The sequence below is a fragment of the Alphaproteobacteria bacterium genome (genome assembly GCA_040905865.1).
Classification (GTDB): domain Bacteria; phylum Pseudomonadota; class Alphaproteobacteria; order UBA8366.
The window spans coordinates 98,493-119,878 of the sequence record JBBDQU010000036.1 but is presented as its reverse complement, the minus strand read 5'-3'; the positions used below and the strand labels follow the sequence as shown (position 1 = coordinate 119,878).

Here is a 21,386-nt window from a genome sequence, read left to right as displayed (position 1 = left end):
GGAAGCTGCATAGGCCGGACCGGTCAGCAGCGATCTGGCGTCCGTGTTACCGCATCGCCGACACCTTGGCGGGCATGAGGATGACCGAGTTCATGTTCTGCAACAGGTGGCCGGCCTTTGCCCGGAAGCCGTGCCATTCCGTATCCTTGTCGACCCTGGCGCGGGTTTCGGTGCGCTGCTGCAGGCTGTCATAAACCCACATGTGCAGGACATTGTTCGGGGTCGGTACTTCTGTCGCCCAGAAGCCGACATTCATGGAGTATTTTTCACGAACGGGCATGATGGCCTTGAAATGGCCCAGCCATTCCGCCGCGTGGCCGGTTTTGATCTGATACTGCCGCAATTCATAGATATGACCATCGCCTTTCGGCGCCTTTACGGGGACCTGCGGGTGCAGGAACTTGACATCCTGGCGCTGGATCAGGGGCCTGACATTAGCAACGTAATCGTTGCGCCAGGACTCCAGTTTGCCCAGTTCGCCGCGGACTTTATCGCGGTGGGCAAGGTCGTCATATTCCCACATATGATAGATCTGGTTCAGTTCACCGAACTCGCTGGTCCAGTAACCGAGGTTTATGCCATGCCTGTCGCTACGGATCGGCATTCCGACTTCCTCGACAAGTTTCAGAAAATCCGGCGTCTTGCCCGGAAAACAGGTGTAGATACGAAGTTCGTGAATCATGATACGGAGTTCCTCCCGATTGGAATGCAGAATGCATGGTATGCAGCCGGCGACCTGGCTGGCTCTGGATTTCGCTGTCATACCGCAAAAAGCAGTATCGTTACATTGCATATGTGGGGCCTGTTGACCGGACGGTATATGATGGAGCGTCTTTTTGCAGCATCAGGAACCCGCCATGTCTGGCCAAATGACAAGAGATGTGATCTCGGGTGACTGAATCCCTTGGCGGCGCAGAGCCTGTAACCGTCGTTATCCTGAATTACAACTCGGGCGCCTACCTGAAGCGTTGCCTGAATTCCCTGCGCGCGCAGGATTGCGGACCGTTCGCCGTGATCGTCGGCGACAACGGTTCAACCGACGATTCTTTTGGAGCAGCGCGGCGAATGCCTTCAGAAATGCCGGATAGCGGCGGTCTCGAATTTCAGTTTGTCGACATCGGCGCCAATGTCGGCTTCGCGCGCGGCAATAACCTGCTGGTGGAGCGCGTTGCGACACCTCTTGTCGCCTTGTTGAACCCGGATACCGAACCGGCAACTGACTGGTTGCGCCAGTTGATGGACGCGGCCGATCGCCATGCCGCGGCGGGCATGTTTGGTTCGACCCAATTGATGCTGCATCGTGCCGGGATCATCGATGGGGCCGGGGATGCCTATCTCGCCTGCGGTATCCCCTGGCGGGGCGGTCACGGCCTTCCCGTCGCGGCGCTTCCGCCCGAAGGTGAGGTCTTTTCGCCCTGTGCCGCCGCCGCGCTTTTCCGGACGGACGTGTTCAGATCGGTCGGCGGATTCGACGAAAGTTATTTCTGCTATGTGGAGGATGTCGACCTGGCGTTCCGGATTCGCCTGCAGGGGGGGCGTTGTATTCAGGTCCCGAGCGCCGTGGTTTATCATGCAGGCGGCGGCAGTAGCGGTGACGGTGATTTCGCCTCCTATCACGGGACCCGGAACATGATCTGGACCTACTTCAAGAACATGCCGGGCATGTTGTTCTGGCTGTTATTGCCGTTTCATTGCGGCGCATTCGTCGTTCTCACATTAAAGTCCGCCTTTCGGGGCAATCGTGTCCCCGTCCTGAAGGGCATTCGCGACGGGCTCCGGGGCATCCCGGCGGCCGTACAGAAACGGCGGGCGCTGCAAGCCGGTCGAACCGTCTCCATCGCGGAGATCGCTGGCGCCCTGTGCTGGAATCCGTTGACCTACCTGCGCCGCCGGCCGGTTTCGCGATAGCAACGACCGGGACCTTGCAATACATGTCCAGGAAGTGGATGCATGTTGCGTGATTTGGAAATCTGTATAGTCGGATTAATGGGTCGGGCGACCGCTTGAAACAGGTTGGCGACAGGAAATATGACGCGGGAAAGTAGCACCAGACCGGTTAGCGATAACGCAAATCTTGCGATTAATGGCGGCGCGCCCGTACGCAATACGCCCATGCCGGCGCGGCTCGCCTTCGGGCCCGCGGAAATGGCCCAGATTGAAGCCGTGTTCAAATTCTATAATGAAGCGGGTCTCGATCCCGGTTATCAGGGGCCATTCGAAGCCCGATATTGCGACGCCTTTGTCCGCTATATGGACGGCGGGCATGCGGATGCGGTGTCCAGCGGAACCGCTGCGCTTTTTGTGTCACTGGCGGCGTTGGCGCTGCCGACCGGCAGCCATGTGATCACGTCCAGCATCACGGATCCGGGGACGCTCAGCGCCATCATCCTGAATGGCCTGACGCCGAAACTGGCCGATACCCGGCCTGACAGCTACAATATGGGGGTGGAGCAGTTCGTCAGCCGGATTGACGAAAAAACCCGGGCCGTTGTCGTGGTGCATGCCTCGGGCCAGGCGGCGGAAATAGACGCTATCGTCACGGAGGCGCACCGCCGCGACATTCGGGTGCTTGAGGACTGCTCGCAGTCGCATGGCGCCAGCCGTAATGGAAAAAAGGTCGGCAAATTCGGAGACATCGCGGCATTTTCCACGATGTACCGGAAGGCGCATATTACGGGTTCCTGCGGCGGCGTCGTTTACAGCGGCGACTCGGACCTGCACCACATGGCGCTGGCGCATGCGGATCGCGGCAAGCCGCGATGGACCGACGAATTCGACGATCGCGATCCGACCAATTATCTGTTTCCGGCGCTGAATTTCCATGCCGACGAAATTTCCTGCGCCGTCGGCATTGCCTCGCTGGGCCGGCTGGAGGAAACCAGGAAGGCGCGGCTGGCATATATCAAAGGGCTAGATGCGCTGAAGAGCGTATCCAATTTTTGCAGCCCTTATGGCTGGAGCGAAAACGATTCGCCTTTTTATTATCCGATCATCTTTAACGACAGCACCCGGTCATTGGACAAGGTGGCGTTTGCCCGGGCCGTGCTGGCGGAGGGCATAGGATTAAACCCGCACTATCAGTACGTCGTCAGCGACTGGCCCTGGGTACGCAATTATCTGGCGGATGATTTCGACTGCGCCAATGCCCGGTCAATCCGCGATCGCTCGTTCAATCTGTATGTGAACGAGAAATATGGTGAAACGGAAGTCCGGGACACCATAGACGCGATTGTGAAGGTCGAACGGTCCGTTTTTCCGTAGCAGATCCCCGTATTTATGAGCATCAGTAGATTCAATTCATGAATGAAAACCTGCCCGTACTGGTCAAGCAGAAAGTCCGCGTCATCACAATGGTTTGGGGTGAAAACTACCTGTCGGATTTTCTGTCGATGTCGCTGCCGTCGCTGCTGGCGCCTGGAAATCTTCCCACTCTCGCCCGCGAAATGGAATGCGAGGTTGTCATCGTTACCGAGGAAAGACTGTCCGCCGTCATTGAGGCAAACGCGGTCTACCGCAGGATTTTTTCATATTGCAATGCCAGGCTTGTCATGTGCGATGACCTTGTTGTCAGTCGGCGGATGTACGGACACTCGCTAACCCACGCCCTGCATCGTGGATTCGAGGATCTCGGTGAGAGCATGACCGATTATTACCTCGCATTTTTCAACGCCGATTTTGTCCTGGCCGATGGCTGCTACCAGACGATGGTGCAAAAGATCAAGGATGGTGAGGAATTGATCTTCGCCCCCAGTTATTGCACGAACGGCGAACAGGTGACGGCTCGAATCCAGAGCCGGGTCAACCCGGTCACGAATGCCCTGGCCATATCTCCGCGTGAAATGGCCGAGCATATCCTGACATATCGCCATAACTGTATCCGCGCCAAGACGATCAATCAGCCATTTTTCCATATGAATGTCAGCGATCAGTTCTACTGGTACGTGGATGAGAAAACGCTACTGGGTCATCAACTTCCCATTGCGATTGTCTGTATGAAGCCGGAAAACGTTTATCTGGAACCGGTGTCGTTTTGGGACTACGCCACAATTTCGATGGCGTGTCCGACACGGAACCGTTGCGTCCTGGGCGATTCAGATGATTTTCTGATGATGGAACTGCGCGGCGAGAACACGCATCTTGAACTGATGCGTGTCGGACGGGTTTCCAAACAGGATATCGCAGAGGTACTTGGGGGATATATGACTGCCGACCAGTTCGAAATGGGGCATTTTCCGCTTACGCTCCATTCCGGTGACCTGCCGGTAGGCATCGAACCTGCGCGCAAAAAACTGAAAGAGCATGTGGACAGTATTTACGCGCTTTTGCCGGAACATCCGGTCAGTCATTTCGGGCATCCCTACTGGAATGGCCTTATCGACCAGTTCAAGGCCAATCAGTTGCAGTGGCGCATGCAGCAAAAAGAACAGGACGATGTCTCCATGTCGTCCGACGGCGCGGACTTCCCCGAAAAGCAAAATCACACATGGCGGAACGGGGCGGCAACGTCTCTGGCGGGACGAATATACGCGAACATGTTCGGTTCCCTGCCCAGGGTTACGATGCTGCACCCGCGTTGGGCGGATTTTCAGCATGTGCTTTCAATTTTGGACAGGGAATTGCAATCGGCTCCGCATCGAAAACCCCATGTGCTGCTGGTCGAGTCGGATTACGAGGAAAGGGTCGCCTACAAACGTGTACTGGAGTCGGATTCCGAGGTCGAAACCATTTCCGCGTATAAGCTGCAACATGGCGATCATGTAAGGTTCAATGAAAAATTCGATTTCTGCTTCATGGATATCTCCTGGCTGGACATGAACAAATTTGTCCCGATGTATGAGCGTCTGATGACCCGAATGAAGCCGGGCAGCAGGGTTGTTGCGTTTCATGCCAGCGATATACTCCGGTCACTCACGGACAAGAGCGTCCGCGAAATTGTCGCACTGGCGCCCGTAAACGGCATAACGAACCTGCATTTCAGCGGATCGCCACAAGTGGCCACCGTAATCGATTCATACAAGAACGGATTGCAGCGACTGGCGTCGAAGAATCGGGGTCGAAACGTTGCCGTCGCTGCCCTGATGACCCGACTTTCTTCGAAAAGCTATCGGGCGAACCGGGCGGCGGCCGCTCAACCGGCCTATGAGGTCCCGGAATCATGCACATCCATCACGATAGAAGTTGAAGTCCGGTAAGCGTTTCGAGGCGGGTCGTTGATGCAGACTATAATTCGAGGAATATCGGTTATGAATCTTCGCTTGGCCGGATTGTAGAAGCGCATGTTACCGGCCCCGCCTGATTCTTCGACGCTGCGCCGGCTCCTCGGCGTCGCCGGAAAAATTCGCACAAATGGGGCGGCATGGTTGTTGCGGCGAGTCTGGGAGGAGTTGCGCCATCCGATGCGGTTGCCGGGAAAGATCTGGCGATCCGTTATTGTGATTGGCTATGCCGGCGGGTTGAGCGGCATCGGGATCGCGTTGCGTCCATTTACGCATCGATCGACCTTGTATGTTTTTTACGACCTTCAGGTTTCTCCGGTCACTTTCGATATCTGCTGGTCGATCACGGCCGCGGAGAATATCCGCCGGGAGCAGGGGCTGGATGACATCCATTTTGTTTTCGTACCCGGATTTCACGATGGCTTTCGCAATGAATCGCCGGATTATGAGGCGGTGGTGGATCGGGCGGCCCGTCGCTGGAGAATGTCCCAGATACTTCTCCCCATGCTGCAGTTCCTGCCCGAGGTTACGGGATTTACGATTTGCCCGAACCGGTCAAGCGCAACTCTTTTACGAATTCTGCATGACCGCCATGTGTATCCGCCGTCCTATTGGCCAAGGCTTCCGGTAGCGCATAAACCGCGCCATGTTCTCGACCGGGCACGGGCCGGTAAGGCTGTGGCTTTACCGCTGAGGGCGCAGCCCCACGCTGTACGTTATATAGATCAATGGCGCGCAGCGAACCGGTTCGGCGCGCGAAAACTGATCGTTATCACCCTCCGCAATTATCGCTACATGGCTGAACGAAACAGCAATATCGATGCCTGGGCCCGCTTCGCGGGGACTCTCGATGCGACGGAGTTTGCGGTAGTCTTTGTTCCGGATACCGAGACCGCGATGGATCCCGTTCCGACGGCGCTGTCCGGATACCATGTGGCGGCCGCGGCTGCCTGGAACGTCGGAATCAGAATGGCCCTTTACGAGGCCGCCTATCTGAACCTTATGGTGAATAACGGGCCGCATGGATTATGCATGTTCAACGAACGTTGCCGGTACATCATGTTCAAGATACTGACGGAATCCGCCCCCCAGACGACGCGCGAATACATGACCTTCCTGGGGTTTGAAATCGGCAAGTCGCCGCCATTTTCAACCAGATTTCAGCGCTGGGTCTGGGAAGATGACACGCTTTCGGTCATAAAGCGTGAATTTGCGGCAATGCGGACAGAGATTGAGACGCACGAATCCCGCCCGGAACAGTCTGGCTGAACCTTGCCAACCTGTTTAAACAGGGCGAGGTCGTGCATATGGTTTCGCCCGTTGGGCCGAACCGGAAATGAAGGAAACGCGGGAGCGAACGGTATGAGCTTTGCCGGTGATTATTTTGCCCAGGTCAGGGACATTGCGGAACAGATCGATACGGACGCAATCGACGCCCTGGCGGAAGGGATAAGAGCCGTAAGGGATCGGGGCGGGCGCTTGTTCATCCTTGGCGTTGGCGGCAGTGCAGCCAACGCGTCTCACGCAGTGAACGATTTTCGCAAGCTTTGTAATGTCGAGGCCTATGCCCCGACTGACAATGTCTCGGAACTGACTGCACGCACGAATGATGAGGGATGGCCCACTGTCTTTGCCGCCTGGCTTCAGGTCAGCCGGTTGAGCGACAAGGATGGCATACTTGTATTTTCGGTCGGCGGCGGCGATATGGAACGCAATATCAGTCCGAACCTTGTTGAAGCCCTGAAACTTGCGTCCGATCGAAATGCCAGCGTGTTCGGTATCGTTGGGCGCGACGGCGGCTACACCAGGAAAGTCGGCCACAATGTCGTTCTGGTTCCGGTCATCGCCCCGGATCTGGTCACGCCGCATTCAGAAGCGTTCCAGGCCGTTGTCTGGCATTGTGTGGTATCGCATCCGAGTTTGAAGGTAAACGCGACGAAGTGGTAGTGCCCGGTTTTCACATATTGAAACAAAAAAATGATCAAACTGTTCGTCGTAATTACAATTCTGATAATACTGGCTGCGCTGTTGCTGCGGTATATTCTGGGGATGTAATTTTTTATCGCTGAGCCGGATAGGTTTCGGTCGCGATCACCTTTGCGATACGCCGGATTCCTTCCGGTGAAAAATTGCCGTCGGGGCGATATGACGAGGTCGTCATACCGGCAAAAACCTGGCTCATATCCTGCATGCGAATTGTGCCATTTGAAATATCTGTCCGTATGCGCTCATGCAATCTGGTCAGAAACTGCCTGAACCGGCTTTCCCTGAAAGAGGGAGAAATATGCTGGTTGTGAGGGTCCATCAGGCCTGATGGAAGATAATAGGCCCGGACATCGAATCCAAATCCTGCGGAGAGTTGCTCAATAAACCTGAGACGGGTTCTGTAGGATTCTGTAAACGCGATTTCATCCAGTTCCTGAATCATGCGTTCTTCTGCAAGGGAATACTCTTCATATCCCGGATGCGGGTCTGTTTCGTACTGTTTATCGAAAAAGCGTTTGCCCGAGAATCGGACAAGCGGCAGGAAATCGAGAAACGAGGCAGCCCAGGATGGTTCTGTAATCTTGTTATTTTCTTTCAGGCTTTGGAAAATCGCGTCTGCGATTTCATCCAGGTTGAACAAGACGATGACTTCCTCTGGCCGTAATCCGTTCTCCAGGACGGCCAGAAGTGACTGCAGTTGCAGCGTGATCCTGTCGTCTATTGTATCCAGCGCGAGGTAGGTTTTGCCGCTGTCGCGGGTAATGCCGCGAATTATCGATGCACTGCCACTGTCAGTATTTATCTCGCCATGCCCTGTCCCCATATCGCCGATGATAAACGTCACGTTTTTCGAAATATCCGGCACCATACGATCAACGGCATCGCGCTGTTCCTGCGTCAGATGTTGGGATTCCATCCGCAGGAGAACCGATTGCGCCATGATTTTGTCGGATTTTGAATCGTTGAAATCCTCAATATAACTGAACTGTATCAGGGCATAGGCAATGATATTGGCCAGGAGAAACCCGACCACAAAAAAGGAGAAGACTGATGCGGTGCGAACTGCAACACGTCTGGCGGGGCGCCGAATGTCGTGCCAGCGGGTTGTAAAATGCCGCCGGGCGACAGTGTCGCCTTTCAGGGCAAGAAGCGTGGCCCTGAAATAAAGAAAAGCCTTCTTGCTCCTGATTTTTTCCCTGATTTTATTTTGCACGAACTGTAAGCGGGTCGGCGAACCGTATGGACGAAACGCATCCCGGCCGATCAGCCTGAACCAAATTCTGTCGTGAAACCGACCGCCGGCCCTTGCCGAAACGGGCGAGTCATCGGCGTACATATCTGTCTGCCGATTGTCGACATTCAGATTACACGTCGTGTAACGGTTCATGCATTGCTGTGCGAAGGCATCGACGGAATCCCAGGCCGACGAGAGGTCGGCTTTATGCCAGCGCACTTTCGTCCGATACAAAATCCGCTTTAATGGATCCATGGCAGGATCGAACACGGTCTGATTCAGGATGTATCCGCGACTCATATGCCCGAGAACCGGCCATGCCTTCCACCAGACGGTATCCTGCGGGGGGACCATTTCATGCTTCGGCGAGAGGCCAAGCAGGAAAATATCATCGGAGTCCGTCACAACATGGATTTTCCCGGTTCCCATCTCGTGGCGGAAGTTATCGTAGATATAGTTTCCGTCGATTGCCCTTCCGTCCAGACTGTCCGTGCTGTGTTCCGGCAGGGACGCATAGTTGATCAGGAAAGGCGCCCAATTATGGGTGATGATAATGCAGCCCGCGTCGCGAGGCGCGCGCCAGAAGCAGCAGGTCAGCAGGTGAGTCCGTTCGTGTTCGGGGGCGAGACGGCCGAAATTGTCGGCGGCCCAGTCACTGGCTCTGGTTTCCGAGTGCAGATGCGACAATCCGATTTCGACGGCCTCACGCATCGGCAGGGTCAGTGCGTGGCCCCATTTTAACAGGCCGCGCTTTCCTAACTCGTCTCTTACACCTTCCAGTTCGAAGCGGACGGCCGTACAGAGAACAACGTTCTTTCCTGCCTCCAGCAGCCGCTTCGCTTCGCGCACGCAACCATCGGGATAAATAGAGTCCGGGTTGATATTGATGGCGACAGCGGAATATTTAAAACATTCATTCGCCAGCATGGCGTGACCGCGGGACATCCGGTGATATTTGTGTTCGCCGGGAAAGAGTGCGTCGTTTTCAATAAATACGACATCTATTGCTTCCCGCAATTTCCGGAAAATGGTCTCCCGTTGCAGCGCATCCCAATCTTCCCGCGTCGTGCAAATCAGAAATCTGGAGAATCTGTCGGCATTTACACTGGGAATGTTGTTTTTCGCCAGCAGCGATGAAACAGCGTACAGGCAGAACCAGTCCCGGAACTGTTTTCCCCAGAATGTCGCAATGAAAAAAAACGGTCGCGGCTTTGCCGCCTTTGCGTCGGTCAGGGGAAGAAGGGCGCGGCCTTCGCGTTTCGACATATCTTGCTCGTCGTGCTCGTTCAATTTTCGGCTTGAACGTTCCGGCGTTTCCAGAGTCATACCATGTCGCTGACAGTCGCCGCGGGGTTCTTCGCCAGTGCGGCCATGACAGTTTCCTGCAGGTCGACGACTCTACATTGCTGCCATGCGCCGTCGCCGAAAGCGCCTTCCCGGTATTTTCCTTCCTGGCGCAGCGTCGCTGCAAATTTCGGAAAATCCCGATTCAGTCGCTGATGGCGCCTTGCCCTGACCCTGTGAACATATCCGTGCCGGTCCCGGCAATCATAGATAACGGCCTCGCTCAGCGGGCGTATATAGTAATCTGGAGCGACCTGTTCTTCCCAGCAATGGATTGCCGTGCAGGTCTCCAGGCCAACGCCTAGCATGAGAATATGGCCGTCAAATTCGCATAATTTTCCGAACGGGCTATGGGGCGGGCAGGGCGTAACGCCGATTTGATGGTCCTTCGTGAAAAACGCCGAATGCCGGCCCCAGGCGGCAGTGCTGTGGGTTGGATGAATGCTGCGCGTGGTCGCGTATTTCGTCCGGAAAATTTCGCTTAAGACGCCCGTTTCCGACCGCGTGGCCAATTCGTCGAATTTCGGGTTTTCAATCGTTACGGTACGCCACGTCATGACGGGCATCAGCAGGGTCCCGTGCGAAAGTTCGTCCATGAGCGCTTCGATAAAGGCTTCCGCCCTGAACCCATACCGGCTGAAATGCCGAAATGCGCTGTGGACGATCAGCACGCCATTCGATGCGAGACCGAAACCATCCAGAATCCTGCGAACGGCGTCCTTTTCCGTTACCGCCGCACCAACCTTATGCATTGGCTTTGATGGCATCTACTTCATCGAGACACGCTTCAACATTCCGAAATGGCAGCCCGCTCAACTGTGTGAGGGAAAGGGTCCACCATTCGGACGTCAACAGCCGCTCAATGGTCGCTTCGGCAAACCGGAACCGTTTTATTTCAGCGGGAACGCCGGCGACGATAGCGTAGGGCGGCACGTCTTTCGTAACGACCGCTCCCGCGGCGATGATCGCGCCGTGTCCTACGGTGACGCCTGCCATGACGTTGACATTGTGGCCAATCCAGACGTCGCTGCCGATTTCGACCCTGGGGAACATATCGCCGGCGCGTGAAAGCCGTTCCATGTCGTTATATTCATCGATCCAGTCGAAAGACTTCGGGTGATACTGGAATTCGTTGATGCTGAGCCAGTCGACGGGATGATTGAAGGGATTGATTGCCGTTCGCGCACCGAAGGAGCAAAAGTTCCCGACAGTCGACCGGGCGATATAGCTGTTTTCATTGGTCCCGAAATAGCGGCCAATTACGGCATCCGGGCCAACCTGTGCATTCTTGTTTAGAAAGCCGGGTCCTTCGAACTGCGACCTGACGATTTTGGCGCCGGCATTCAGTTTGATTTCACCATCGATAAAAGCAGGATCCCGCCCGGTATTTTCGAATTCGTCTATTTGCCTGATCTTGTATTTCATCTCATCCGCTAATCACACAGCATGAAGTCTTAGGGAATATAGGCTGTCTGACAATACATTATTATCAGTTTTTTACAGACAATTCCTCAAGTGAAATCTTCGGGTCCTTGTGCGTTCCAAGGAGGCCGCCCGACCAATTGTTGAGGCGCTCCAGATTGTTGTAATAGGTGTATTCCGGTGAGCGCCGGATCAGCAGCCCGTTTTCAATCGTTTCTTCAAAGCCATATGACGCCCAGCGTTCGCAGCTTTTGCAGAAGGGGACCTTGTCCCACTGGCCGGTTTCATGGAAATAGCGGACTTTATTGAGTTCTTCGCCGTTCCAGACGTCCTTGACGCTTTTCTCAAAGACATTGCCGACATTGGTCTCGCCGAACCCGTCCAGGCAGCAGTATGAAACATTGCCGTTGGCGTGAATTGCAATCGTCGAATAAAGCGCGGGACAAGGCTGCCGCGGTCCTTCTACCTTGACGTTGGGAAACTTGCCGTCGACGAATAACTCGCCAACCCTGACGAAATCGACACGGTGCGCCCATTGTTCAATGAACGCCTCGCGTTCGTGCTCGTTGGTTTTCTGTACCGTAAAGGAAACGCCGACCCGCGGCAGTTCCTGGTCGCCCCGCACGCGCAGCATGGTCTCAACTGCGGCGTGAAGCTTGTCCAGGCGATCGATTCCGCGCACCTTCTTCAGGGTTTCCCGAGTTACGGAATCGATACTGATGGATACGGCGTCCACCTGAATTTCGACAAAGAATTCCGCCAGTTCCTCACGCAGCAACAATCCGTTCGTATTCATCGCAAGCGTAAATCCACGGCTTTTTATCGCCCGCGCGTGATCGCGAAACTTGCGCGACAACAAAGGTTCGCTCCACAGGCTGGGCATGATCATCGGATTGACGTCCGTGAGGTCGTCGAGAATTTTTTCCGACATTTCCACGGGCATGTCGCGCCGCAGGAAATCCTTCAATAACGGGTTGTCAGGATCGCCATGGACAATGCACATCGGACACTTCAGGTTGCAATCGGTCCGCAAATCCATGATCACCCGTGGCGGCAATTCGGGAACGGGCAGATGATTGCTGGACTGGTCCATAACTTGTGCTCCTTTGCCCATGTTGTTACCTGAACTTGTAAAATAGCGCAATTGAATGGAAAGCAGTGCTCAGCGCGCCTCTGCGGGATACTGGCCTGAATCCCACGCATCTGCTGTGGCATCACGCTGCGGCAATGACGGCGACGCGGCAATCCGCGCCGCGCAACGAAGTTTGCCTGAACCGTTCCACAATATTTTCCCGGTTCCGGACACGGGTATTCTGGGAAACGACTACCGTTTTGACGGTTGCCATTTTTCGGGACGCGGCCTGACGGTCCATGCGGAAATGTGGTGCGGTATTCTGGAGGCGCATGCAAAGGGATAGCTGCTTGCACTAATGCGGCGGCGATTGTGGTATTTTCGCCGGGTCGATCCATGTCCGAAACCATAATTCGAGCATCATCAACGCCCATATTCTCGGATGATGAAAGAATCTTCCTGAACAGTGATCGCTCAGCAGTTTTTCAGCAAATTCGCGCCTGACGAGTCTCCGGTCCAGCGTTTGCTGCGACAGAAGCAATTCGCGCGCGAGGGGCAACAGGTCGCCCGAGAGCCATTGTTGCAACGGGATTCCAAACCCCTTTTTGGGTCGGGCGATGATGGCATCCGGCAGCATTGGCGCGACCGCCGCCTTGAGGAGATCCTTGGTCCTCGACGCCGAATATCGAACGTTTTCCGGCAGGCGCAGCGCCCAGTCGAATAACTCCTGATCCAGGAAGGGGCTGCGCGCCTCCAGCCCGTTCGCCATCGTCGCGATATCCGTTTTAACGAGCAGGTCATCCGGGAGGTAGGTATTGATATCCGCCCAGGCCGCGCCGCTCAGAATTGTGGGCGCGTTGTCGAAATATCTGTTGAGGCGGTCGAAGCTGGAACTGTTGAGATAGGGCGCCAGGGCGTCGCCATAGCCGCTCTGTTTGTGATGGTCCTGAAAAGAGGCCATGCTTCCGGCGTAACGACGGGATTCCCTGTCGCCGATCCTTGCCAGCAATCGGCCGAGCGCGCGCCGAACGCGTGTGCCCTCGCCATCCTTGGGTAAAGCGGACGCCAGGGCGGCGGCTGTCCGGCGCAGCGAGCGTGGCAATTTTCGGATCCATTCGTCATCGTGGCAGGCAGCATAACGCCGATAACCGAGAAACGCCTCGTCACCGCCATCGCCGGTCAGAACGACCGCAACATGCTGTCGCGCCAGCGCCGCCACACACATTGTTGGCAAGGCCGAAGCGTCGGCGAACGGCTCGTCGAAATACCAGGATACCTTTTCCAGCAGGCCGGTCAGATCGCCTGACATCTCCATGTCGTGATGTTCGGTTTCGAAGTGCCGGGCCACCGTCGCGGCATATTGCCGTTCGTCATGGGTCTGCTCGGCAAAGCCGAGACTGAAGGTCTTGATTGTGCCGGTGGCCGCGTGCCGCCGCATAAACGCAACGACTGCCGAAGAATCGAGACCGCCGGAAAGCAGGGCGCCGACCGGAACATCGGCCGACATGCGGACCCGAACGGCGTTATCAAGCAGCGCCACAAGCTCTTCCCTGGCGTCACTTGCTGAATTATGGCGAGCGTCGGTTGGCGCCGGAAGTCCCGCAAATGCGACGGGTCGAATTACGCCGCCGGGCTGAACCTCGATCATATGGCCCGGCGCAAGCCTGAAGATGCCCTCGAACGCCGTAAGCGCACCCGGTACGTATTGAAACGAAAGAAAATGATGGATGGCTTCCAGATCAGGTTGCCGGCGGATGCCGGGCCAGTTCAGGATCGCCTTTATTTCCGAAGCGCAGATCAGGGTCCCGTGCTGCTCCGAAAAAAAGAGCGGCTTCTTGCCTGTCCGGTCGCGCGCCAGGATCATTTTCTGCCGGTTTCGGTCCCATATGCACAGGGCGAACATACCGCGCAGCTTGTTGAGCAGCCCGGTGCCCCATTCCAGAAATCCATGAACGATGACTTCCGTATCGCTATTGCCGCGGAAGACATGTCCGCAAACTTCCAGTTCCCGCCGCAATTCACGATGATTGTAAATTTCGCCGTTGAAGACGACCCGGACGCGGTTGCTTGAATCGCCCATGGGCTGATCCCCGGCTGTCCCAATGCCCTGTATTGCGAGACGGGTCGCTCCCAGAAACGCCGTTCCGTCGGTCCATACGTCCTGCTGGTCCGGGCCGCGGTGTCGCACCATATTCGTCATGGCGATCAGGCAATGGCGATATTTTTCCGTATCGCCGGGGGGATGGGGCGGCAGAATACCGACGATCCCGCACATCGCTCAGCAAGCCAGATCTGGATAGGGCATTACGAAAGAAGCGTTGCCGCCGACCCGTGCACTCATGGCTGGATGCTATCACCGACGCAGATTTCCCGAAAGATGTCCGCGTAGCGATTGACCATATCCGGGAAGCGCATCAACCGGTCGAGAGACGCGTGTGCCTGTGTCCCGAATTGCCTGCGGCATGTTTCGTCATTTGCAAACCGATGAATATGTCGTGCGAGTTGGGCGGTATCGCCGGGCGCATAAAACAGGGCGGTTTCGCCATCGGTCAATTGTTCGCTGATTCCAAATACGGGCGTCGTGGCAATCGCCAGCCTGAACGCCATGGCCTCCAGGATAACCCTGGGATAGCTTTCCGCCCGCGAGGAACAGATAAAGATGTCCGCCGCCTGGTAGTGTCGTGCGACGTCCACGGTCGCGTCGAAAATTCTAATGCGGCCCTTATGTCGAGGCGGCATGGCGTCTATCGTTTCCCTGATGTCATGACCGTAGCGGTCGCCGCAACGGCCGATCAGGTCTATCCGAAGGCGCCGGTTCAAGTCTCCGGGAAGACGTTCGATGGCACCGACGATGTCGTTCTGTCCCTTTCTTTCGCACAGGGTTCCGACGCAGATGATGGAAATTTCATTCGGCGCAATGCCGAGCGACTCGCGCGCCGCCTCGCGGGTCCATCGGGACATCGATTCTGTCAGCCGGTCCGGATCAAGCGCATTGGGAATGACCATCGCGCGGCAGTTTTCAGGCAGGGGTTGCCAGACTTTTCTGGATGCTTCCGATACGAAAACGATCTGGTCGGCAAGCGAAAGACATTCTAAGGCGCGTTTCCGGGCGCTTTGCGAATAATCGCCGAATTGGGTTTCCGGCGGGTCGCTTTCGCGCAGGTTCCAGATGCAGGGCAGGTGTTGCGCGTCGGCGGCATCGACGGCAAAAAAGGACGCCGCGCTATTTGCGTACAGAAAGTCGGGAGACAGGCTGCTGAAAAACGTGGCGCATTCCGAAACAGCGCGGTCGTAAGCCGTTTTACGGTCGGTGGTGTTCGGGCCAGCATCTTGTATCCGGACTTCAACACTTTCGGCTTCATAGAGGCGGCGCAGGGGACCGTCTTTTGGCGCAACGACGATCGGGACAATGACCCCCTGCTTTGACAGTGCGACGGTCAGTTCGAACTGACTGATCGGGGCGCCGTCGAGGTTCAATGAGTGCGTAAAAACGACGGTGCGAAGCGGACCATCGCACCGGCGATGATTCCGCCGCGAGCGGATTGCCATTTCCGCTCGCTGGGCCGCGTTATTCCGTGCCGGGCTGAGGTTGCCGCTTTTCCTAAGGACGCGTTTACCGACTTCCAGGAACTGTGCCGAGAGGAGAAGCCTGATCGCGGTTCCTGCGCTGCGCCAGGCATTGCGGCGACTGTCCAGAACCTGCCGGACCGCCCGCGCGCAGATGATAGGATACGCCAGCAATCCGCCGAAGGCCCAAAGATGGAACTGAAGCGCACCCGATGTGTTATCATCCGGTGATGCGATTTCCAGCAACGCGCCGGAATTTTCCAGTCGGACCATCCTTGAAAAACGTCCGTCGCCCTGCCTCTGCAGGGGCAGGGGTGCCTTTTCGCCAGACCGCGTCAGGAATATTTGATTGGCGACATATTCCGAATCCGTCGATAACAATACCCATCCGCTTACGCCTGCCCGTTGTCCATCTCTAACAAGGTGATGTCTCCAGAAAAGGGGACGTTCAAGGGCCATTTGTTATACCTGTCGCGAGCCAATTGCCTGCGGATCGATTGCTCGGTCGGCTTTCTGTGCCAAGGATACTATATGGCGTGTCAGGCTAATTGCTTTACTTTCCTGAAGCCACGCCTTTTCAGTCACGGGGACGACTCGAAACGCTGCGCAGGGACGCTGTTCCCATGAATTCGTCGGTTACAACCGCCCTGACGTATGTTGCGGATTTGGATGCGGGTCGGATAACCGTAATTGCACCATTTCCCTTAGAAGAGATGGAAGCACTTGCGCTTCTCGAGGATCGCCGCATCCAGGTGCACACGCCCGCACCACTGCCGAACGTTCGCAGGATCGACGACAGCCAGCGCCTCGTCGATACGTCACGTAACGGTTATTCGGCGCCGCTGGCGGAGCGGAGCGGAGTTGCGATTTTTCTCGGTGGCCCGTCGATGTTCCCGGTGTCGGACCTGCTCACCGGCATGCTGTCCGGCCGGTGGTCAATTATCTGCCGTATCGAGGGTCGCTATCGCCATTGCAGGATTTACCGCCTCATTCTGGGCCACTGGATAAACGACATTACTTGGCGGTTGCGGCGAATGCCGGAGTTGCACCCCCTTGTCAGAATCGTGAAGCGATGCCGGAAGGTTGCGGTTTTGCGGCGGCTTTGGCGCAGCGCAAAGATTGCGGGCCATGTGACAGTTGGAAGACCGGCACCGGACAACAATGATGGTGAAACGCTGTTTCAGGAAATTGTGACGGCGCTCGAGAGCGAAATAGCCCAACCGGCGGCATTCGTTCCGGGTCGCATACTGCACGTAAATGCGGGGTTAGCCGCTGGCGGCGCCGAACGGCAGATCTGCCTGACGCTGGCGGGTCTCAAGCGCCGCGGATTTTGCGACGTCGCATTACTGGGTGAATACAAGGATGCCATAGATGATTTTCCGCCCTATGTCTGCGCTCTGGACGCGAATGCCATTCCTTATGAAGCAATAGTGAAAGCGCCGGTTCCATCGGTGCTCCGTCGTCTGCCGAAACGGCTGGCGGCGGCATTGTCGCAATTGCCGCCCGATATTCTGACGGATATCCTTTCCCTGGCCGAAGAATTTGACCGCAGACGGCCACAGGTGGTGCAGGCCTGGCAGGATGCAACGTCAATCAGGGTTGCCATCGCGGCGGCGATTGCGGGGATTCCCAGGACGGTGCTTTGCGGGCGCAATGTTTGCCCGGTGACTTTGCCGACAAATCAGCCGCATTTTCGCGCGGCCTATGTTGCCATACTCCGAATGCCCGGCGTCATCCTGACCAACAACAGCCATGCCGGCGCGAATTCCTACGCGCACTGGCTCGGTGTCGACGCGGATTCGATCCCGGTCATCTACAACGCCGTGGATACAACCAATCGCCGTTCCGCATATCCCGCCGATTGGCGTGCGAGGCTGGGGATACCGGAACAGGCGCCGGTAATCGGTGGGATTTTCCGATTGCTTCCGCAGAAGCGGCCGCTGCTGTGGGTTCATGCCGCCGCGGTATTGGGCGGATCGCTTTCAGACGCCCATTTTGTGATAGCGGGCGAAGGGACTATGCGGGAGGATATTCTGCGGTACGCGGCCGCGCAGAATCTTGGCGGCCGGTTTCATTTATTGGGCAACGTGCCGGCGGTTTCGGAACTTTACGCCATTTTCGATGTGTTCCTGCTTGCCTCCCAAGCGGAGGGAGTGGCCAACGTGCTGCTGGAGGCGCAGTGCGCCGGCGTACCGGTGGTCTGTGCCGATGCCGGCGGAAACAGTGAAGCTGTCCAACCGGACGTTACGGCAATTGTCGTTAATCGACCCGAGCCTGCCGTACTGGCAACGGCTGTAATGCGGGTATTGCGGGACAAGGCGTGGCGGGAGCGCGCCAGAATAGCGGGGCCGCGGCATGTCGCTGCAAATTTTTCTCCAGATGCAATGATTGAGAAAACGATGAAAGTGTGCGGGTTACCGAAAGTTGCCGGCGATCAACAGTATTGACCCGTGCGATCCGCATGACGCATCGAAGGATTGTCGACCGACAATACTACCGGGATGGTCGGCAAGTAATGCCGATGTAAAACTGTTTGCCAAGGCATCGTTTCAGTATATTGCGTTACAAAATGTAATAGTGCCATCAATGGAGTTTTGTGATCGCTATGGCAGTCAGTGCCGGTATACGGGATGTAAGAGACGGGATCGCCATGTGGCGATTGTGGGCGCGCATGGGCTGGATGGATATCATCCGTCGCTACCGGCGTACCAAGATCGGCCCGTTCTGGGGAACGTTGAGCACGGCGGCATTTATCGGCACGATGGGTTTCCTGTACGCTGGCATCTTCAACCAGGAATTGCACGCTTATCTACCCTATCTGTCGTCGGGGTTCACAGTCTGGATCCCGCTTGCGGCGATGATAACGGAAAGTTCCGGTACGTTCGTCGCGGTCGAAGGGATCATCAAGCAGACCAACCTGCCGTATACGGTTTTTGTCTGGGCGGCGCTCGTCCGGAATTTCATTGTATTCCTGCACAACGTTCAGGTTTTCGTCTTCGTGGCGATCGTTTTCCGCGTCGACGTGAATATGAACACCCTGTTGATCGCGCCCGCCCTCCTGCTCTTCTGCATCAATGCGATCTGGATTGGCAGCGTGATTTCAATTCTGTGCACGCGATACAGGGACCTGCAGCCTCTGCTTGCCACGATTGTCCAGATGACGTTCTTCCTGACGCCGATCTTCTGGTTTCCAGGACAGGCGGGGCGGGTCAAAACGGTCTTTGTTGACTTCAATCCCGTCTATCACTTCATCGATATCCTGCGCTCGCCAATGCTTGGCAAGGCCCCCGAGATGGTTAGCTGGTATGTTGTCGGCGGAATTACGGTCGTCGGCTGGCTTTTTGCGATAATTTGCTACAACCGATATCGTCACAGGATAATTCTGTGGATGTAACCTGTTTAGTGTGAATTAGCGCCATGTCATCTATCCGGATCAAAGACCTCTCGCTGCATCTGCCGATTTTCGATGCGGACAGCCGATTGCTGCGTCAGGTCGTTTTCAGGCGACGGACCGGGGGCAATATTTCGCTCGACAATAAAGTCGTGGTGCGGGCGCTCGAAAATATTTCACTGACGATAGAAGAGGGCGACCGGGTCGGTATCGTCGGCCATAACGGTGCGGGCAAATCGACATTGCTGCGGGTTCTCGCCGGCGTATACGAACCCACTGCAGGGTCCATCGAAGTCGAAGGTAAAATTTCCGCCCTGCTGAGTCCCGGTCTCGGTATGGCGATGGAGGATTCCGGCTTCGAAAATATCGTCAATATCGGTGTGATGCTGGGATTGACGATGAAGGAGATCCTGAGCCGCAAGGACGAAATTGCCGAATTTACGGAGCTGGGGCAATACCTGGCGCTACCAATTCGAACCTATTCTTCGGGTATGATGCTCCGGCTTGCCTTCGCCGTGGTGACGATCATTAATCCCGATATATTGCTGCTGGATGAGGGGTTGGGCGCGGGGGACGCCCGTTTCGCCAAACGGGCGCAGGAACGGATCAACGGTTTGTTGCAGCGCGCCAAGATACTGGTCATTGCCAGCCATTCCGAAGGCATTATCGCCGATATGTGCAACAAGGCGCTGTTGCTGGAGCAGGGGAGGCTCGTCGCCTATGGCGAGGTCGGCCATGTGTTCGACGTTTATCACAAGATGAATCACGATTTCGAGCAACATGCTGCCGGATGACGGGCGTCTCCCGTCATCCGGAAAGGTCCGGGCGGTTTTCCTGGACAGAGATGGCGTCATAAACCGCAGCGAAGTCGTGGATGGCAAGCCATATGCACCGCGCGAACTGTCCCGCTTTCGATTGCTTCCCGGTGTTCGTTCAGCGGTGGCGCGCCTGAAGGAAGCGGGCTTTCGGGTCATTGTCGTCACGAATCAGCCGGATATCGGCAACGGATTGGTGTCCCGGTCAACAGTCGATGCAATGAACCGGATCGTGCGCTCGCGGGTCGGTGTCGACGATGTCAAGATGTGCCCGCATTCGCAACGCAGTGGCTGTGAGTGCCGGAAGCCGGGAATTTCGCTGCTTCTGGAAGCTGCAGAGGAATGGGGCCTGGACCTTTCGGCGAGCTACTTCGTAGGCGACCGCGAATCGGATATTGTATCGGGGCGGCGGGCCGGCTGTTATACTGTCTTCGTCGATAGGGGGTATTTGGAAAAAGTGGACGAAGCACCTGATGCAAGGGCCTCGAGCCTGCCGCAGTCAGTAGCAATCATTCTGCGACATTCCCGGCAATTGAAGGGTTGCGATCAGTGACAAATACAGCATTGGGCACGGGCGTGGACGGCTTGACCGTCAAAATATATGCCGATGGGGCGGAACTGGACAGTATCTTGAAGCTGGCGGCAAACCCATTGATCAAGGGGTTTACCACGAACCCGACATTGATGCGGAAGGCAGGCATAACCGATTACAGCGGGTTTGCCCGCGAATTGATCGCGGCCGTTCCGGATCGCCCCATCTCGTTCGAAGTGTTTGCCGACGACCTGCCGGAAATGGCGTCGCAAGCGCGGGAAATTGCCCGTTGGGGTGCGAATGTGAATGTAAAAATTCCAATCACGAATTCAAAGGGCGAAAGCTGCGTTCCAATTATCGAGGAACTGTCTGGCGAAGGGGTGCAGTTGAATATTACCGCGATATTCACGCTTGATCAGGTCCGGGATGTTGCAAATGCACTGTATGCGGACACGCCGGCGATTGTTTCCGTGTTCGCCGGCCGGGTCGCGGACACTGGTGTCGATCCGTTGCCGATCATGGCGTCCGCCGTGGGCATACTGAAGGCGCGACCGAAGGCGGAATTGCTTTGGGCGAGCCCGCGGGAACTGTTGAATATTTTCCATGCCGATTCAATCGGGTGTCACATTATCACCGTGACGCATGATGTTCTGAACAAGCTGCCGATCATCGGAAAGGATCTCGACAGCTACTCACTGGAAACGGTGCGCATGTTTTACGACGATGCAAGATCCGCCGGATATATGATCGATACAGGGGCGTCGGAGGCCGCAGGAATCCAGGCCGCCGATTAACAGGAAAACGAGA

Annotated in this window: 17 protein-coding genes; 10 read left to right on the top strand and 7 right to left on the bottom strand. The window is 56.2% G+C overall.

The features are described from left to right. Window positions 1-46 precede the first annotated feature (46 nt). On the bottom strand, window positions 47-682 hold the full coding sequence (locus tag WD767_07415) for an NIPSNAP family protein (protein MEX2615908.1): 636 nt from the start codon (window positions 680-682) through the stop codon (window positions 47-49). 209 nt (window positions 683-891) lie between these two features. On the opposite strand from WD767_07415, the gene WD767_07410 reads away from it, so the two are divergent. From WD767_07410 to WD767_07390, 5 genes are all read left to right on the top strand, one after another. Then, window positions 892-1,908, top strand: coding sequence for a glycosyltransferase family 2 protein (locus tag WD767_07410; protein ID MEX2615907.1), 1,017 nt, complete (start codon window positions 892-894; stop codon window positions 1,906-1,908). Window positions 1,909-2,112: 204 nt separating this feature from the next. After that, a complete protein-coding gene (locus WD767_07405) occupies window positions 2,113-3,261 on the top strand; it encodes a DegT/DnrJ/EryC1/StrS family aminotransferase (protein MEX2615906.1) in 1,149 nt (382 codons plus the stop codon). 38 nt (window positions 3,262-3,299) lie between these two features. Next, the gene (locus WD767_07400; protein ID MEX2615905.1) at window positions 3,300-5,192 is read left to right on the top strand and encodes a hypothetical protein; all 1,893 of its coding nucleotides are present in this window, start codon (window positions 3,300-3,302) and stop codon (window positions 5,190-5,192) included. 261 nt (window positions 5,193-5,453) lie between these two features. Further along, complete coding sequence (locus WD767_07395) at window positions 5,454-6,485, top strand: hypothetical protein (protein MEX2615904.1); 1,032 nt, start codon at window positions 5,454-5,456, stop codon at window positions 6,483-6,485. Between the two features lie 93 nt (window positions 6,486-6,578). Continuing rightward, window positions 6,579-7,163, top strand: a complete 585-nt coding sequence (locus WD767_07390) for an SIS domain-containing protein (protein ID MEX2615903.1) — start codon at window positions 6,579-6,581, stop codon at window positions 7,161-7,163. A 112-nt stretch (window positions 7,164-7,275) separates the two neighbouring features. Here the strand turns inward: WD767_07390 and WD767_07385 are convergent, their stop codons facing one another. The 6 genes from WD767_07385 to WD767_07360 all read right to left on the bottom strand — a co-directional run bounded on the left by WD767_07385 (window position 7,276) and on the right by WD767_07360 (window position 16,114). Continuing rightward, the gene (locus WD767_07385) at window positions 7,276-9,762 is read right to left on the bottom strand and encodes a hypothetical protein (protein MEX2615902.1); all 2,487 of its coding nucleotides are present in this window, start codon (window positions 9,760-9,762) and stop codon (window positions 7,276-7,278) included. Then, a complete protein-coding gene (locus WD767_07380) occupies window positions 9,759-10,532 on the bottom strand; it encodes an AAC(3) family N-acetyltransferase (GenBank protein ID MEX2615901.1) in 774 nt (257 codons plus the stop codon). The genes WD767_07385 and WD767_07380 overlap by 4 nt, the downstream gene beginning before the upstream one ends. Next, window positions 10,525-11,205 carry a CatB-related O-acetyltransferase gene (locus tag WD767_07375; protein MEX2615900.1) on the bottom strand — a complete coding sequence of 227 codons (681 nt, stop codon included), beginning with the start codon at window positions 11,203-11,205 and terminating at the stop codon, window positions 10,525-10,527. Before WD767_07375 ends, WD767_07380 begins: the two co-directional genes overlap by 8 nt. A gap of 64 nt (window positions 11,206-11,269) precedes the next feature. Next, window positions 11,270-12,295 (bottom strand): radical SAM protein, encoded by a 1,026-nt coding sequence (locus WD767_07370; GenBank protein MEX2615899.1) that lies wholly within the window; start codon window positions 12,293-12,295, stop codon window positions 11,270-11,272. Window positions 12,296-12,629: 334 nt separating this feature from the next. Continuing rightward, on the bottom strand, window positions 12,630-14,549 hold the full coding sequence (gene asnB / locus WD767_07365; GenBank protein MEX2615898.1) for an asparagine synthase (glutamine-hydrolyzing): 1,920 nt from the start codon (window positions 14,547-14,549) through the stop codon (window positions 12,630-12,632). A 62-nt stretch (window positions 14,550-14,611) separates the two neighbouring features. Then, complete coding sequence (locus WD767_07360; protein MEX2615897.1) at window positions 14,612-16,114, bottom strand: glycosyltransferase family 4 protein; 1,503 nt, start codon at window positions 16,112-16,114, stop codon at window positions 14,612-14,614. 350 nt (window positions 16,115-16,464) lie between these two features. Here WD767_07360 and WD767_07355 point away from each other — a divergent pair, with 350 nt between their 5' ends. The 5 genes from WD767_07355 to WD767_07335 all read left to right on the top strand — a co-directional run bounded on the left by WD767_07355 (window position 16,465) and on the right by WD767_07335 (window position 21,373). Then, on the top strand, window positions 16,465-18,288 hold the full coding sequence (locus WD767_07355; protein MEX2615896.1) for a glycosyltransferase: 1,824 nt from the start codon (window positions 16,465-16,467) through the stop codon (window positions 18,286-18,288). Window positions 18,289-18,446: 158 nt separating this feature from the next. Beyond that, the gene (locus WD767_07350; GenBank protein ID MEX2615895.1) at window positions 18,447-19,235 is read left to right on the top strand and encodes an ABC transporter permease; all 789 of its coding nucleotides are present in this window, start codon (window positions 18,447-18,449) and stop codon (window positions 19,233-19,235) included. Between the two features lie 23 nt (window positions 19,236-19,258). Next, window positions 19,259-20,026, top strand: coding sequence for an ABC transporter ATP-binding protein (locus tag WD767_07345; protein ID MEX2615894.1), 768 nt, complete (start codon window positions 19,259-19,261; stop codon window positions 20,024-20,026). Beyond that, window positions 20,013-20,600, top strand: a complete 588-nt coding sequence (locus WD767_07340) for an HAD family hydrolase (GenBank protein ID MEX2615893.1) — start codon at window positions 20,013-20,015, stop codon at window positions 20,598-20,600. Before WD767_07345 ends, WD767_07340 begins: the two co-directional genes overlap by 14 nt. Window positions 20,601-20,623: 23 nt before the next feature. Continuing rightward, a complete protein-coding gene (locus WD767_07335) occupies window positions 20,624-21,373 on the top strand; it encodes a transaldolase (protein ID MEX2615892.1) in 750 nt (249 codons plus the stop codon). Window positions 21,374-21,386 lie beyond the last annotated feature (13 nt).

Bases quoted from the DNA above. Each gene is read 5' to 3' on its own strand.
- WD767_07415 (MEX2615908.1), bottom strand. From the start codon at position 682: ATGATTCACGAACTTCGTATCTACACCTGTTTTCCGGGCAAGACGCCG.
- WD767_07405 (MEX2615906.1), top strand. From the start codon at position 2,113: ATGCCGGCGCGGCTCGCCTTCGGGCCCGCGGAAATGGCCCAGATTGAA.
- WD767_07400 (MEX2615905.1), top strand. From the start codon at position 3,300: ATGAATGAAAACCTGCCCGTACTGGTCAAGCAGAAAGTCCGCGTCATC.
- WD767_07390 (MEX2615903.1), top strand. From the start codon at position 6,579: ATGAGCTTTGCCGGTGATTATTTTGCCCAGGTCAGGGACATTGCGGAA.
- WD767_07385 (MEX2615902.1), bottom strand. From the start codon at position 9,762: ATGACTCTGGAAACGCCGGAACGTTCAAGCCGAAAATTGAACGAGCAC.
- WD767_07380 (MEX2615901.1), bottom strand. From the start codon at position 10,532: ATGCATAAGGTTGGTGCGGCGGTAACGGAAAAGGACGCCGTTCGCAGG.
- WD767_07375 (MEX2615900.1), bottom strand. From the start codon at position 11,205: ATGAAATACAAGATCAGGCAAATAGACGAATTCGAAAATACCGGGCGG.
- WD767_07370 (MEX2615899.1), bottom strand. From the start codon at position 12,295: ATGGACCAGTCCAGCAATCATCTGCCCGTTCCCGAATTGCCGCCACGG.
- asnB (MEX2615898.1), bottom strand. From the start codon at position 14,549: ATGTGCGGGATCGTCGGTATTCTGCCGCCCCATCCCCCCGGCGATACG.
- WD767_07360 (MEX2615897.1), bottom strand. From the start codon at position 16,114: ATGGTCCGACTGGAAAATTCCGGCGCGTTGCTGGAAATCGCATCACCG.
- WD767_07355 (MEX2615896.1), top strand. From the start codon at position 16,465: ATGAATTCGTCGGTTACAACCGCCCTGACGTATGTTGCGGATTTGGAT.
- WD767_07350 (MEX2615895.1), top strand. From the start codon at position 18,447: ATGGCAGTCAGTGCCGGTATACGGGATGTAAGAGACGGGATCGCCATG.
- WD767_07345 (MEX2615894.1), top strand. From the start codon at position 19,259: ATGTCATCTATCCGGATCAAAGACCTCTCGCTGCATCTGCCGATTTTC.
- WD767_07340 (MEX2615893.1), top strand. From the start codon at position 20,013: ATGCTGCCGGATGACGGGCGTCTCCCGTCATCCGGAAAGGTCCGGGCG.